Annotated in this window: 15 protein-coding genes and 1 pseudogene; 9 read left to right on the top strand and 7 right to left on the bottom strand. The window is 64.2% G+C overall.

Annotated elements, in window-relative coordinates:
- Positions 1-76 precede the first annotated feature (76 nt).
- Positions 77-472 carry a hypothetical protein gene (locus BLT50_RS15745; RefSeq protein ID WP_090029669.1) on the top strand — a complete coding sequence of 132 codons (396 nt, stop codon included), beginning with the start codon at positions 77-79 and terminating at the stop codon, positions 470-472.
- A gap of 57 nt (positions 473-529) precedes the next feature.
- Here the strand turns inward: BLT50_RS15745 and BLT50_RS15740 are convergent, their stop codons facing one another.
- Both BLT50_RS15740 and BLT50_RS15735 read right to left on the bottom strand, forming a co-directional pair.
- Entirely contained in the window at positions 530-1,702 is a 1,173-nt protein-coding gene (locus BLT50_RS15740) for an acetate/propionate family kinase (protein WP_090029668.1), read from the bottom strand.
- Complete coding sequence (locus BLT50_RS15735; RefSeq protein WP_090029667.1) at positions 1,702-3,090, bottom strand: bifunctional enoyl-CoA hydratase/phosphate acetyltransferase; 1,389 nt, start codon at positions 3,088-3,090, stop codon at positions 1,702-1,704. The genes BLT50_RS15740 and BLT50_RS15735 overlap by 1 nt, the downstream gene beginning before the upstream one ends.
- Before the next feature lie 214 nt (positions 3,091-3,304).
- Between BLT50_RS15735 and BLT50_RS15730 the strand changes: the two genes are divergently transcribed.
- Both BLT50_RS15730 and dacB read left to right on the top strand, forming a co-directional pair.
- Positions 3,305-3,940, top strand: coding sequence for a nicotinate-nucleotide adenylyltransferase (locus BLT50_RS15730; RefSeq protein ID WP_090029835.1), 636 nt, complete (start codon positions 3,305-3,307; stop codon positions 3,938-3,940).
- 47 nt (positions 3,941-3,987) lie between these two features.
- On the top strand, positions 3,988-5,484 hold the full coding sequence (gene dacB / locus BLT50_RS15725; protein ID WP_090029666.1) for a D-alanyl-D-alanine carboxypeptidase/D-alanyl-D-alanine endopeptidase: 1,497 nt from the start codon (positions 3,988-3,990) through the stop codon (positions 5,482-5,484).
- Positions 5,485-5,523: 39 nt separating this feature from the next.
- Here dacB and BLT50_RS15720 read toward each other — a convergent pair whose 3' ends face one another.
- The gene (locus BLT50_RS15720; protein WP_090029665.1) at positions 5,524-5,949 is read right to left on the bottom strand and encodes a tellurite resistance TerB family protein; all 426 of its coding nucleotides are present in this window, start codon (positions 5,947-5,949) and stop codon (positions 5,524-5,526) included.
- A 120-nt stretch (positions 5,950-6,069) separates the two neighbouring features.
- Here BLT50_RS15720 and BLT50_RS15715 point away from each other — a divergent pair, with 120 nt between their 5' ends.
- The 3 genes from BLT50_RS15715 (at position 6,070) to BLT50_RS15705 (ending at position 10,613) form a co-directional block, all read left to right on the top strand.
- Positions 6,070-7,647, top strand: coding sequence for a lysine--tRNA ligase (locus BLT50_RS15715; protein ID WP_090029664.1), 1,578 nt, complete (start codon positions 6,070-6,072; stop codon positions 7,645-7,647).
- A gap of 73 nt (positions 7,648-7,720) precedes the next feature.
- Positions 7,721-8,122 (top strand): DUF4864 domain-containing protein, encoded by a 402-nt coding sequence (locus BLT50_RS15710; protein WP_090029663.1) that lies wholly within the window; start codon positions 7,721-7,723, stop codon positions 8,120-8,122.
- A 205-nt stretch (positions 8,123-8,327) separates the two neighbouring features.
- Positions 8,328-10,613: a glycosyl hydrolase family 28-related protein gene (locus BLT50_RS15705; protein ID WP_090029662.1), complete on the top strand. Its 2,286-nt coding sequence runs from the start codon at positions 8,328-8,330 to the stop codon at positions 10,611-10,613.
- 47 nt (positions 10,614-10,660) lie between these two features.
- On the opposite strand, the gene BLT50_RS15700 is transcribed toward BLT50_RS15705, so the two are convergent.
- Positions 10,661-11,296, bottom strand: a complete 636-nt coding sequence (locus tag BLT50_RS15700) for a hypothetical protein (RefSeq protein WP_090029661.1) — start codon at positions 11,294-11,296, stop codon at positions 10,661-10,663.
- Positions 11,297-11,439: 143 nt separating this feature from the next.
- Between BLT50_RS15700 and BLT50_RS15695 the strand changes: the two are divergent.
- The 3 genes and pseudogenes from BLT50_RS15695 to BLT50_RS15685 all read left to right on the top strand — a co-directional run bounded on the left by BLT50_RS15695 (position 11,440) and on the right by BLT50_RS15685 (position 12,895).
- Positions 11,440-11,761: pseudogene (locus BLT50_RS15695) on the top strand (antibiotic biosynthesis monooxygenase family protein).
- Positions 11,762-11,827: 66 nt separating this feature from the next.
- Positions 11,828-12,235 (top strand): universal stress protein, encoded by a 408-nt coding sequence (locus BLT50_RS15690; protein ID WP_090029660.1) that lies wholly within the window; start codon positions 11,828-11,830, stop codon positions 12,233-12,235.
- A 105-nt stretch (positions 12,236-12,340) separates the two neighbouring features.
- On the top strand, positions 12,341-12,895 hold the full coding sequence (locus BLT50_RS15685; protein WP_090029659.1) for a L,D-transpeptidase: 555 nt from the start codon (positions 12,341-12,343) through the stop codon (positions 12,893-12,895).
- Between the two features lie 6 nt (positions 12,896-12,901).
- Here BLT50_RS15685 and BLT50_RS15680 read toward each other — a convergent pair whose 3' ends face one another.
- The 3 genes from BLT50_RS15680 to trxC form a co-directional block, all read right to left on the bottom strand.
- Positions 12,902-13,366, bottom strand: a complete 465-nt coding sequence (locus BLT50_RS15680) for a hypothetical protein (protein ID WP_139170546.1) — start codon at positions 13,364-13,366, stop codon at positions 12,902-12,904.
- A 158-nt stretch (positions 13,367-13,524) separates the two neighbouring features.
- Positions 13,525-13,728: a YgaP family membrane protein gene (locus BLT50_RS15675; protein ID WP_090029657.1), complete on the bottom strand. Its 204-nt coding sequence runs from the start codon at positions 13,726-13,728 to the stop codon at positions 13,525-13,527.
- A gap of 42 nt (positions 13,729-13,770) precedes the next feature.
- The gene (gene trxC / locus BLT50_RS15670; protein ID WP_090029833.1) at positions 13,771-14,202 is read right to left on the bottom strand and encodes a thioredoxin TrxC; all 432 of its coding nucleotides are present in this window, start codon (positions 14,200-14,202) and stop codon (positions 13,771-13,773) included.
- Positions 14,203-14,282 lie beyond the last annotated feature (80 nt).

Raw genomic sequence — 14,282 nt, 5'->3', positions numbered from 1 at the left:
GCTGCGCCAGACTGGATTCCTGGGAAAAGATACGCCATTCTGAATATGGGATGAGCTTGGGGACGACACTTTGCGAATGGGATTGGCGGCTGCGCTCGTGTCTCTGAGCGTGGCCGTGGCACAGGCAGAAACACGCACGCTGGACCTGGTGTGCAACATCGAACAGATGTTCGATTTCCGTGACGGACGCACATCTCCGGCCGGCGGCAGAAACTACTGGCAGTTTGCCGTTAACGGGGAAGGCTGGTTTCCCGTCCAGATCCCGCTGGTCTGCGGCGCGCGCACCATGCAATTTTCGAACGTGGGAAACGTGATACAGGTGTCATGTGCGCTGATCACGGCACAGTCCAGGCTTGGAAGCTCTGCGGTGATCAACTTCGTCACCGGGCAGTACGAAGAAACATTTTCCGTGAACGGAAAGAAAGAAGTGTCCTATACTGGGAAATGCGAGGAAACCGCCCCCGGATCGTGATCCACATGGCAACGGAGCCGCAAATGGGCCGGACGCGGCCCTGCGATCCGCCCGCCCCTACCCTGCCAGATTGCCGGCTGCGCGGGCGATGACCAGTTCTTCGTTCGTGGCCAACACAAGCACGCGCACGCGGCTGAGATCCGAGGAAATGACCGTGGCATTCTGCGCGTTTGCGTCTTCGTCGATCTCGATCCCGATCCAGCCCATCCCGGCACAAACGGCATGGCGGATGCGGGCCGAATTTTCACCGATCCCGCCGGTGAACACCACCGCGTCCAGACCGTCGAGCGCGGCGGCCAGCCCGCCCAGTTCGCGCCGGATACGAAAGGTGAAATAGTCGATGGCCTGGCGCGCATGCGGGTCGTCCGAGGCTTCGAGCGTGCGCATGTCGTGGCTGAGACCGGACAGCCCCAATAGCCCGGATCGTTTATAGAGCAGGTCCGAGATTTCGGGCGCGTCCATGCCTTCCTGCTCCAGCAGGTAGAGCAGCACACCGGGATCGAGCTGGCCCGAGCGCGTGCCCATCGGCAGCCCGTCGAGCGCCGAGAACCCCATGGTCGAGGCCAGCGACCGCCCCGCCAGCATCCCGCACATCGACGCGCCGTTGCCCAGATGTGCAACGACCACGCGCCCGGCATGCAACGTCGGCGCCATCTGCCGCAACGCGCCCGAGATGTAATCGTAACTCAGACCGTGAAAGCCGTAGCGGCGCACCCCCTTGTCGTAATAGGCGCGCGGCAGGGCGAAGGTGTCGTTGACGAAAGGATGGCTGCGGTGGAACGCGGTGTCGAAGCAGGCCACCTGACGGGCATGCGGAAACTCGGCCATCGCGGCCTGGACGCCGGCAAGGTTGTGGGGCTGGTGCAGCGGTGCGAAAGGCACGAGCGCCTGCAACTGCGCGATCACGTCCAGCGTCAGTTCCACCGGGTCGGCGAAATCGCGGCCGCCATGCACGATGCGGTGCCCCACGGCCACGACCTGCGCGTCGGGAAAGCGCGCCTCGATTTCCGCCAGCGCGGCGTGCAGCGCGCCGTGATGGTCGCGCGCCTGATCGGGCGGCAGATCGAGGTCGAGCATCCGTTCGCCGGCGGCGTTCCGCAGGCTCAGTTGTGCGGCGCCGCCGATGCGGTCCACCAGCCCGGTGGCGAGGGCCTGCGGCTCGTCCCCCTTTACGAACAGTCCGAATTTCAGTGACGAAGAACCCGCGTTCAGAACCAGCACATGAGCCATCAGCCATCCCCTTTCAGGCGGAAATGGTGCAGCGCGGCCACGGCGCAGGAGGCAAGCCGGGCCATGTCGTCATCGGCGCGGGAGTTCAGGATGATCGGCACGCGCGCGCCCAGAACCAGCCCGGCCGCCTCGGCGTGGCTGATGAAGGCCAGTTGCTTGGCCAGCATGTTGCCGGCATCGATGTCGGGCACGACCAGCACCTCGGCCCGACCTGCCACGGGCGAGGTCAGCCCCTTGGTGCGGGCGGCGGCGATATCCACGGCATTGTCCATCGCCAGCGGGCCATCGACCAGCCCGCCGGTGATCTGGCCACGCTCGGCCATCTTCGACAAGAGCGCGGCGTCGATCGAGGACGGGATATCGGGGTTCACGGTTTCGACCGCCGACAGCACGCCGACCTTGGGTTCGTCGATGCCGATGGACAGCGCAAGGTCGATCGCGTTCTGCACGATATCGACCTTCGTCTTGAGGTCGGGAGAGATGTTGATCGCGGCATCGGTCACAAGCAGCGGATGCGTGAGGCCCGGCACGTCCATCACGAACACATGGGTAAAACGCCGACCGGCGCGCAGGCCGGTCTGCTTGTCCAGCGTGGCGCGCAGCAACTGGTCGGTGTGCAGGTGTCCCTTCATCAGGGCCTGCGCGCGGCCTTCGTTCACCAGCGCCACGGCGCGGCGCGCGGCCATGTCGTGATCGGGGATGTCGACGATTTCCACATCCGTCAGGTCGGCGCCCATCTCGGCGGCGCAGGCCGCGATCCTGGCGGCATCGCCGACAAGAACCGGTTCGATCAGCGTGTGCGCGCGCGCCAGCAGCGCGCCGCCAAGGGAATTGGGTTCTTCCGGGCAGATCACGGCGGTGACAAGCGCGGGCAGCGGCTCGGCCTTTTTCAGCAGCTTCTCGAAATGGCGGTGGCGCTGCACGATCAGCCCCGGCAGATCGTGGCTGGAATAGCTGATCTTGCGGCGCGGCGCTTCGACTTCGGCGACGCCGGACAGGATCAGCGCATCGTCGGACAGGCGGCGGACCTCGGTCGCCAGCGTCACGGTGCAGTCCTTTTCGTTCTTGTCGGTGACGGTGACGCGGCTGACAAGCTCGTCCCCGGCATGGGCGCGGTTGTGAAAGACGAAGCTTTGCGCGCGGTACAGCGTTCCCGCCCCCGGCAGCACGTTGCCCAGCACCGCCGAGACAAGCGAGCCGACGAACATGCCCGGCGCGACCGCCTCGGGGACGCCGTCGCCGTCGCCATCGGCATCGAACAGGTGCATCGGGTTATGGTTGCCCGACACGTTGGCAAAGACCAGCAGGTCGTCCTGCGTGCAAAGCCGCCGCAACTCGCGGCTCTCGCCCACCTGCAATTCGTCGAAGGTGCGGTTTTCGATGTGCATGGACGGTCTCCTGCCGGGGTCTCGATATAAGCGGTAGCCGCTGCGCGCGCGATTGTCACCCTCGGGCCGTGCGGTGACAGGGCGATGACGGCGCGCGGCCTTGGCACCGGATGAACGATCTGCCAAAGTCCGCGCCGGTGCGAGGCAGGGAGCGGACGACATTGCGGAACCGGGCGGAAATCGACGGCGGGCGCGCGGCATGAGCGCGGTGCTGATGCGGCATGACCTGCCCTTTGCGCGCGCCGGGCAGGTAATCGGCCTTTTGGGCGGGTCGTTCGACCCCGCGCATGAAGGCCATGCACACATCACCCGCGAGGCGCTGCGGCGGTTCGGTCTGGACGCCGTATGGTGGCTGGTCAGCCCCGGCAACCCGCTGAAGGACGAAGGTCCGGCAGACATGACCCGGCGCATGGACCGCGCCCGCGAGGTGATGCAGCACCCCCGCGTCGAGGTGTCCGATATCGAGGCGCGCACCGGCACGCGCTATACCGCGCAAACGCTGCGGGCGCTGGCAAAGCTGTATCCCGGTGTGCGGTTCGTATGGCTGATGGGGGCGGACAACCTGGCGCAGCTCGACCGCTGGCAGGACTGGCAGGAGATCATGGAGACCGTCCCCGTGGGTGTCCTGGCCCGTCCGGGGCAGCGCATTTCGGCGCGTTCGTCCAAGGCCGCGCGCCTTTATCGCACCGATAAATTGCCGGCGCGGGCATCGCATCGTCTGGCCTTGGGGGCGGCGCCGCGCTGGTGTTTCCTGAACGTTCCGATGGTCGACATCTCGTCCACGCGCATCCGCAAATCCGGCGGATGGTCGCGCGGGCCGGCACCCGTGCGCAAAGACCGGAAAATGTGATCCCGGCGCGCTTGTGCGGGGCAAAGCGCAGGGGCTAGTGTCTGGGCATGAAAACCACGATTTCACGACGTTCGGTCCTGCTCGGTGCGCTGGCGGCCTCGTCCATGTCCGCACCGGCGCTGGCCAATCCGCCCGCGTTGTCGCTGCGTCCAGCGCTGCGCCCGGCAGATCTGCTTGTCGAACGCGTTCCAGAGGCCGCCGACCTGATCGAGAAAGCGGGGCTTGGCGGACAGGTCGGGTTTGCCGTCGCGGATGCGCAAACCGGGCTGATCCTGGAAACCCGCGCCGCGACCGAGGGTTTGCCGCCCGCCAGCGTGGCCAAGGCCATCACAGCGCTTTACGCGCTGGACAGGCTTGGACCGGACCACCGGTTCGAAACGCAGGTTTTGGCGGGCGGACCAGTGACCAATGGCGTGCTGGCCGGCGATCTGGTGCTGGTCGGCGGGGGCGATCCGACGCTCGACACCGATGCGCTGGCCGATCTTGCGCAGCAGTTGAAGGCCTCCGGCCTGCGCGAGGTGCGCGGGCGGTTCCTGGTATGGGGCGGCGCGATCCCGTTTGCCCGCGAAATCGACGCGGCGCAGCCGGCGCATGTCGGCTATAACCCCGCGATTTCCGGGCTGTCGCTGAATTTCAACCGGGTGCATTTCGAATGGCGGCGGCAGGGGTCGGGCTATGGCGTGACGATGGATGCGCGCTCGGAACGCTACCGCCCCGAGGTACAGGTCGCCCGGATGAAGATCGTCGCGCGCGACATGCCCGTCTACACCTACGAGGATCAGGGCGGCCGCGACAGCTGGACCGTGGCACAGGGCGCGCTTGGCAATGGCGGGGCCCGCTGGCTGCCGGTGCGGCGGCCCGCGCTTTATGCCGGAGAGGTGTTCCGCACCTTCGCCCGGTCGCACGGGATCGAATTGCCGCAGGAGAAAGAGGCCACCACCCTGCCCCCAGGCACGGTTCTGGCCCGCCACCAAAGCGCCCCGCTGGTCGAGATTCTGCAGGACATGCTGAAATATTCGACCAACATCACCGCCGAAATGGTCGGCATCGCCGCAAGCCAGGCCAAGGGCGCGCGGATGGCGAACCTGCGCGCCTCGGCCGAAGAGATGAGCCGCTGGGCGCGCACCGGCCTGGGGATGCAGGGTGTGCGTTTCGTGGATCATTCGGGGTTAGGGGACGCCTCGGAGGTCACGGCGGGCGCGATGGTGCAGGCTTTGGCCAAAGCCGCGCAGGACAACCGGCTGCGTCCGATCCTGAAAGAGATCCGGCTGCGCGACGAAAATGGCGGCATCGCGCGCGACCACCCGATTTCGGTCGACGCCAAGACCGGCACGTTGAATTTCGTCAGTTCGCTGGCGGGTTACATGACCACGAAGGACGGCACCGAGCTGGCATTCGCGATCTTCACCGCCGACGAGGCCACCCGTGCGGCGATCCCCATGGCCGAACGCGAACGCCCCCGCGGCGCGCGCGGCTGGAACCGGCGATCGAAGATCCTACAACAGGCGCTGATCGAACGCTGGGGCGCGCTTTACGGGGAGTGACGCCGCGCGGTTTCAGGGCAAAAGCGCGCGGTTCGGCCTTTACCCCCGCATGTGCCTTGCCCGGCTGCCGCGTTCGATGGCGGCGGCGGCGAGGCGGTCGATGTTCAGTTCGTAGCGGATTTCCTCGAGCAGGCGCAGTTCGGTTTCCTGCAGCTTGCCATCGGCCGCGGCCACGTCGCAGGCCAGCGCATAGGCGGTTTCATTGAGATGCTCGGGCAGGTTTTCGCGCACGAGGCCGAATAGCGCATCCAAACCGTCTTCGACCGCGAAGAGATCGAACACCACCTGCGCCATGACGTTCATCCGGTCGATGTCGTATTCGGCGAAAATCGGCAGGTTGTTGACCGCGCTCTGGATTTTCACCAGCTCGGCGGTGCGGATATCCTCGTCGGAGGCCGAGACCGCGATCATCACCGCCACGAGGCAGTCCTGCGGTGAAAGCGGATGGGGGATCTGTTCGGTCATCTGGATATCCTTGGAAAACTGGTATGTTGCAGTGCAGAATATTGACTGTCTCGTACCGCTTCAATAGGAAGCGGCGGTCTGCCGCGCATTGGGCGCGGGACGGACGAATGGAGCCTCAAGATGACCAACCTGCGCGATGCAGCCCTGAATTCCAAAGCCTGGCCTTTCGAGGAAGCGCGCAAGCTGGTCAAACGTTACGAAAAAGCGCCGCCCGCAAAGGGGCATGTGCTGTTCGAAACCGGCTATGGTCCGTCGGGCCTGCCGCATATCGGTACCTTCGGCGAAGTGCTGCGCACCACGATGATCCGCCGCGCGTTCGAGCTGATTTCGGACATTCCGACGCGGCTAATCTGTTTTTCGGACGACCTGGACGGGATGCGCAAGGTGCCCGACAACGTCCCGCAGCCCGAGATGCTGCGCGAGAACCTGCAACGCCCGCTGACCTCGGTGCCCGATCCGTTCGAGGAATTCGAAAGCTTCGGCCACCACAACAACGCGATGCTGCGGCGGTTCCTGGATACGTTCGGGTTCGAATACGAGTTCTACTCGGCCACCGAATTCTACAACACCGGCCAGTTCGACGAGGTACTCTTGCGCGCGGCGGAACGCTATGACGACATCATGGCGGTGATGCTGAAATCGCTGCGCGAGGAACGCCAGCAGACCTATTCGATCTTCCTGCCGATCCACCCGGAAACCGGCCGTGTGCTTTACGTGCCGATGAAGCATGTGGACGCCAAGGAAGGCACGATCACCTTCGACGACGAAACCGGCCGGGAATGGACGCTTCCGGTGACGGGCGGCCAGGTGAAACTGCAGTGGAAACCCGATTTCGGCGCCCGCTGGGCCGCGCTGGACGTGGATTTCGAGATGTACGGCAAGGATCACAGCACCAACACGCCGATCTATGACCGCATCTGCGAGATCCTGGGCGGCAAGAAGCCCGAGCATTTCACCTATGAACTGTTCCTGGACGAAAACGGCGAGAAGATCTCGAAATCCAAGGGCAACGGGCTGACGATCGACGAGTGGCTGACCTATGCCTCGACCGAAAGCCTGTCCTATTTCATGTACCAGAAACCCAAGACGGCCAAGCGGCTGTGGTGGGACGTGATCCCGCGGGCGGTGGATGAGTACCACCAGCAACTGCGCGCCTTCCCCGACCAGGACGATGCGCAGAAGCTGGCCAACCCGGTCTGGCACATCCATAACGGCAATCCGCCGGAAAGCCGGATGGTGGTGCCGTTCTCGATGCTGCTGAACCTGGCGTCGGTGTCTTCGGCCGAGGACAAACACAAGATGTGGGGCTTTATTCGCCGCTATGCGCCCGAGGCAAGCCCCGACACGCATCCCGACCTCGATCAGGCGGCCGGGTTCGCGGTGCGCTACTACAACGATTTCGTCAAACCCACCAAGACCTACCGCGCCCCCACCGAGTTGGAGCGCGAGGCGCTGACCGACCTGCGCGACCAGTTGAAGACCTGGAAAGGCGGGCTGGACGCCGAGGAACTGCAGAGCCTGGTCTTTGCCGTCGGGCGCGACCGGTTCGATCCGCTGCGCGACTGGTTCAAGGCGCTTTACGAGGTGCTTCTGGGCGCAAGCCAGGGCCCGCGTTTCGGGGGCTTCATCGCGCTTTACGGCGTCGACGAAACGATCGCGCTGATCGACGCGGCGCTGGCGGGCGAACTGGTCCAGTAGGAAAACAGGGCGCGCCGGCGGTTTTGACGGCTGGCGCGCGCGTTCTATCTTATCTGCGCAGGAGGTATTCCCGATGCGCAGCCTAGTCCTGACCCTCGCCCTGCTTTTCGGCCTTGCCCTGCCCGCAGGCGCGCAGCAACAGCAGATCACCGGCGTGATCGACCAGCAGCTCGACGCGTTCAAGACCGACGATTTCGAGCGTGCCTTCAGCTACGCCAGTCCGACGATCAAGCGGATCTTCCGCACGCCCGAAAATTTCGGCGTGATGGTCCGGCGCGGCTACCCGATGGTCTGGCGCCCGGCCGAGGTGCGATACCTGGATCTGCGCGAAGTGGCGGGCAACCTGTGGCAAAGGGTGCAGATCACCGATGCCAAGGGGGGTATCCATCTTCTGGATTACCAGATGATCGAGACCGAAAACGGCTGGCAGATCAACGCCGTGCAGCTTTTGAAGGCTCCGGGCACCACGGCCTGACGGCCCTGTCTTCATCTTGCCTGAAATACTCCGGGGGTGCGGGGGCGGAGCCCCCGCGCGGCGCCGCCCGCAGGGCGGCGCAACCACATTGAGGGCCACAGCACCGTCACGGTGGTCTCAGGCCGCGTTAACCCGCCATTGATACTTCCCCTTCCCTGTCACGCGGCCCCCCTGGTGCGCCGCGATCACGTGGAAGGGGATAGCGATGAACAAGGCGATTACAGACGGGCTGGTTTTCATGCCACCGGCCTTTGCAGAGGGGCTGGACCAGTGGTCGCGCGGCGATGGCACGCCCGGGTCTGACACCTACCAGGGCGCGGCGGATGCGGCGCTTGTCCCGGCGGATGCCGATTTTGGCGGATGCCTTGAGCTGCTAAAGACCGAAACCGTGCAAAAGCTGCGTTTCATGGGGCAGACGCCGATCCTGCCGGGCTGTTACCTGCGCATCCGCGCCCGCATCAAGGTGGTGAGCGGCAACCTGCCCTCGGTCCGCATCGCGGGCTGGGCGGGTACGGCGGGCGAGGCGCATCTGACCGGCGTGACCGAGATCGGGCCGTCCGTGGCGCTCGATACCTATGGCGAGGTGGTCGAGATCAGCGCGATCGTGGGCACGGGCACACGCGACGGGGTGGACATGCCCTGGGGCCGCGCGGCGATCTTTGGTCATTTCGGGTTGGACCTGACAGGCCCGGTCGGCGGCGTGGTCCGCATCGACGACATCGAGATCGAGGACGTCACCGGTGTCTTTCTGCGCGACATGCTGGGCTGGGTGGACGTGCGCGATTTCGGCGCCGTGGGCGATGCGCTGACCGATGACAGCGCCGCCTTCGAGGCCGCCGATACGGCTGCGAACGGGTTGCTGGTCAAGGTGCCCGAAGGAACCTACCGGCTTGCCGAAAGCGTCACCTTCGAAAACCGCGTGGCGTTCGAGGGCAAGGTGGTGATGCCCGACGACAAGATCCTGTCGCTGACCAAGAATTTCGACCTGCCGGCCTATATCGACGCGTTCGGCGACGAGGTGCTGGCCTTCAAGAAGGCGTTTCAGGCGCTGTTGAACAATTCCGACCATGAAAGCCTGGACATGGGCGGGCGGCGGATCAGCGTGCACGGGCCGATCGACATGCAGGCGGCGGTGGCCAACCGGACCGAGTACGCCCAGCGCCGCCACATCCGCAACGGCCAGTTCTATGTCGAGCCGTCCACGAACTGGGACACCGAGGTCGTGACCAGCCAGGCCAGCTATGCGCCCGCCAATCCGCTGGAGCTGAGCAATGTCGTGAACGTGGCCAACATTCCCGTCGGGGCGCTGATTGAGGGGGGCGGCGTCGGGCGCGAAGTCTATGTGCGCGAAAAGAACGTGGCGCAGCAGCGCATTACCTTGTCCGCGCCCTTGTACGACGCGGCGGGCACACAGACCTACACGTTCCGCCGGTTCAAATACGTCCTCGATTTCAGCGGCTTCGAAAAGCTGTCGAAATTCTCGATGTCGGATATCGAGTTCCAGTGCCGGGGCCGGGCGAGCGGTATAATGCTGGCGCCGGCGGGGCTGATCTTTCACGTGCGGGATTGCTTTTTCACCTCACCGCTGGATCGCGGGATCTCCAGCCCCGGTGAGGGGTGCCAGGGGATGCTGATCGACCGCTGCCAGTTCCTGTCCAATGAAACGGCGATGCGGGCGCAGGATCGCGACTCCATCGCGCTCAATGCCAATGCCAACGACGTCAAGCTGCGCGACAACAGGATCACGCAGTTCCGGCACTTCGCGGTGCTGGGGGGCACGAGCAGCGTCATCATCGGCAATCACTGGTTCCAGGGCGATGACGAGCCCGAGGGCGTACGCACCGCCGGGCTGGTTCTGACCGCCACGCATAACCGCGCGACGATCACCGGCAATTACATCGACAATTGTTCCATCGAATGGTCGAACGAGCATGACCACGAGCCGGAATTCGCCAGCGAGTTCTCTTTCTCGGCGCTCAATATCTCGGACAACATCTTTCAGGCGATCGGCGTGGCGCCGTGGTTCCGGTTCTTCGTGATCAAGCCGCACGGGGCGGGGCATTTCGTCAGCGGGCTGAACATGTCGGGCAATGTTTTCCGGGCGATCCAGGGCGATATCGCGCGGGTCGAACATGTGGATACGTCCTTTGCCGACCTGAACTATGCCCGGATGCGCAACATCACCGTGGCCGGAAACATGTTCAATTCGGTCGAGCAGGGGATCATGAATCCGGCTGTGATCCTGCATGAACAGAACACGGCGGCCGATACCTGGGTGGTGGATTGCGCGGGGCCCCTGCCCTTTGGCGGCTACGCCCAGAGCGTGGAGGCGTTGGTGCCGCGTTCCAAGATCAAGAACGTGGCGAACGTGGCGCGCCATGAAACCCCATACGTCACGACCGAGCAGGGGCCGGACCGCGACCGGGTGGCACTGACATTCCCGCAGGCCGTGGACGGCGTTTATGCGGTAACGGTGCGGATCGACAACTAAGCGCGGTGCGCGCCGGGGCGACATCCCGGCGCGCTTCTTTTCGTGGATCAGAACTCCAGCCAGATCGCCGCCTTGATCCCTGCCTCGCGATGGCCGCGCAAGCTTTGGCTGAGGCCGATTTCAAGTTTCATGCGGTCCGAAACCGCGAAGGTCATCGACGGCACCACCCGCAGGAAGGGCGCGTCACCGAACTGTGCGCCGGCCTGCAACTGGATCATCAGCTTGCGGTTCTCATTGACCGAAAGGCCAAGCGTCAGGTCGGCCTTGCCGTCGATGACAAGCGTTTCGGTATGGATTTCCGCCACGGCGTCCAGCGCGACCCACCCGGTGCGACCGGCCCAGTCGAACCCCTTGCCATAGCTCAGGCCGGGGCGCAGCACGTCCCGCCCTGCAATGCGTCCTGCCCCGAGTTCGACGGCAAAGCGATGCCCTTTGCCCGGCGACCAGAGCGGTGCGCGGAGAAACAGGATCGCCTTTTCCCGCCCCGACACCCCGCGCCCGAGATCGAGCCCGAAAGTCAGCCGGTCATTGAGCCCCCATTCACCGTAGATGCCGGAATATGTGTCGCTGGGCACGAGATAGCTGTAGCCGACAACAAAGACATCGCCTTTGCCGCGCGGCCAGGCGCCGGCCACAAGCGGCGTGGACAGCATCACCCACATCATGATCGCAAGACGCAGCATGGCCCGCCTTCCATTGACCGGCCCAGCGTCGTTCCTGAAGGTAAACAGGCGGTTAACCATGAAACGGCGCAGGTGCGGTTTGGTGCGGTCGCGGCTTTCGTGCTACGGTTTTTTCACGCGCGTTGCACAGAGGAGCCACCGCCATGCCCACGATCTCGACCGCGACACCGTGCCAGACCGTTCTGACCACTTTCGAGATGACGCCCGGCACCTGCCAGGATCTGCTGGATGAACTGAAAGAGGCTTATGAGCAGTTCCATATCCAGGCAGCCCGGCTTCATTTCGGCTGGACTGCATGTAAACGACGCCCAGACGCGTATTGCCAATTATTCCCAGTGGGAACGGCGCGAGGATTTCCAGGCCATGCTGCGCAGTGACGAGATGCGCCGGCGCAACCGCCGCATCGCGGAATTGTGCACGCGGTTCGAGCCCGTGATGTACGAGGTTGAGGCGACCTTTGGCTGACCTGCATCAAGGTGCGGGCCATCGAGATTGGCGATAATGGGAACGATCTGAAAAGGGAGATTTGCCATGTACAGCAATATTCTTGTGCCTGTTTCTTTCGACGAAGACCGCAACGCCAAGGGGGCAATCGAAATTGCCCAGGCTCTGGGAGCAGAGGGCGCGAAGATCACCCTGCTGCATGTGATGGAGGAAATCCCGGGCTACGCGATCTCCTACATGCCGACCGACTATATCGCCGAAAGCCGCAAGGCCGTGCAGGCCGAGCTGGATGCCCAGGCTGCGGCCCTGCCGAACGCGCAGGGCGTCGTGGTCGAGGGCCATTCGGGGCGCACGATCCTGGACTGGGCGGAAAAGCACGGGGTCGATTGCATCGTGGTGGCGTCGCACAGGCCCGGCATGCAGGATCTGTTCCTTGGCTCGACGGCGCACCAGGTTGTCCGCCACGCGCCCTGCGCGGTGCATGTCCTGCGCTGACCCGAAGGTCACAGCATCGCGAGCACATGCGCACAACCGCTTGATTGAACGTCGGCGGTTGTGCACTTTATCACGAGCAATTTTCAAACCGGGGACCGAAAGACGATGTTCAGCCGCCGTACATTCATCGGTGCCGCAGGAGCGGCACTGGCCACGCCGAGCCTGGCGCGGGCCTATCAGCTTGACGACAGGTTCCAGCCGCAGGTCGTGACGATCACCGACAAATACGCGCCCGGACAGATCCTGATCCTGCCGCGTGCGCATTTCCTGTATTTCATCACCGAACCGCGCAAGGCGCTGCGGTATGGTGTGGGCGTCGGTAAGGCGGGGCTCGAATTCACCGGAACCGCGACGATCGACGTGAAAAAGGAATGGCCCACCTGGCGGCCGACACAGGAAATGATCGAACGCGAACCGCGCACTTACGCCAAGTTCAAGGACAATGATTACGTACAGCCCGGCGGACCGGGAAACCCCCTGGGCGCGCGCGCCCTGTACCTGTTCCAGAACGGGCGCGACACCTATTTCCGTATCCATGGCACCACGCAGCCCAGTTCGATCGGGCGCTCGGTGTCCAATGGATGCATCCGGATGATCAACGATCACGTCATCGATCTTTACCAGCGCGTCCCTGTCGGGACGACTGTAACGGTTCTTTAATCCGCGTTACGCAACCGCGACGTAGCTGGGTTGCGGAGGTTTTCCGCATGCCTGAGATACCGCGCGGGCAAAGACCTGTGCGCTGAGCGGCAGCTTGACCATCACGGGGCCGTCGTTCCAGATCGTCGCGGGGCGGCCCAGGGCCGGCGCATCCGATCCCGCGATGATCGCGGGCAGCCCGGCTGCCGCGGCGCGCAACCAGTCGCACGAGCGGCGCGCAATCGGCAGGCCGCCGATATCGTCGGCGACCAGAACCGCGAGCGACCAGCCCTCGGCGTCGATCGACAGCTCTTTCAGACCGTCATACAGGTTTTCCTCGACCCGGAAGCGCAGGTTCAGATGCCGCAACTGTGCGGTAACCTGGCGTGCCCGGCCCTCGCGCTTGCCAATCACAAGCACGGGTTTGCGCGACAGGCGAGCTTCCACCCGACCGATCGCAGCCATGATCGATGTCTCACGAATATGGCCCATGTCTTTTACCTCCTTTTATGGGGCAGCAACATGCTGTCACCCGACCAGATTGGCAAAAGGGGCCGAAAAGACGAGTCCGCCTCGGGATTGGCGGCGGGCGCAGATGGCGCGGTGCCCGACCTTATCGGATAGAACACCGCGCCGAAAGGAGGGGGGCCTTATTCGAACGCGCAGCCCGTCTTGACGCCCATCTTGCGGAAAATGATCGCGGCAGGGCAGAAGCCGGTAAAAGAAGATTGGATCAGGTTGGCGCCGATGAAGACGGTGAACCACATCCACAGCGGCGAGACAAAGGCCGTCAGCGCCACGGAAATCAGGATCATCACGCCGGCAAAAGCCATCACGGTACGGTCGAGGGTCATTTTTGCAGTCCTTTCAGTTGCAGGGGTCACGGATGGGCGGCGTCAGATCGCGCCGCGCACCCAATTCACGATAGAAGCGGCGGGCATGGCGCCCGACTGGCGCGCGCGTTCGCGCCCGCCCGCAAAGGCGGCCATGGTCGGGATGCCGCGAATGCCATAGGTCTGGCCCGCGGCCTGGTGCTGTTCCGTGTTCAACTTGACCAGACGCGCCTGACCGTTGAGTTCGGTGGCCGCCTTGGAAAACTCGGGCGCCATCATCCGGCACGGGCCGCACCAGGGTGCCCAGAAATCCACCACGAGAGGCAGATCGTCATTGCGCGCGGCCTTTTGCAGCGTGGCGAGGTCCACCTCGACCGCCTTGCCCGGCAGCAGCTTCGCACCGCAGGTGCCGCATTTCGCACTGGCGCCAAGGCGGTCTTCGGGGACGCGGTTCAATTGACCGCATTCCAGGCATGTCAGTTTTTTCGAGCTCATGTCCAAGCCCTCCATTCATATTCGAAAAAGAATATATGTATGAAGAGGCGGTTTGTGAAGAGGCCGCGTGTGCGTTCTTT

It is taken from the genome of Lutimaribacter saemankumensis (assembly GCF_900100005.1).
GTDB classification, from domain to species: Bacteria; Pseudomonadota; Alphaproteobacteria; order Rhodobacterales; family Rhodobacteraceae; genus Lutimaribacter; species Lutimaribacter saemankumensis.
The sequence above is the reverse complement of the archived record's forward strand: the minus strand, read 5'-3'. Positions and strand labels throughout refer to the sequence as shown.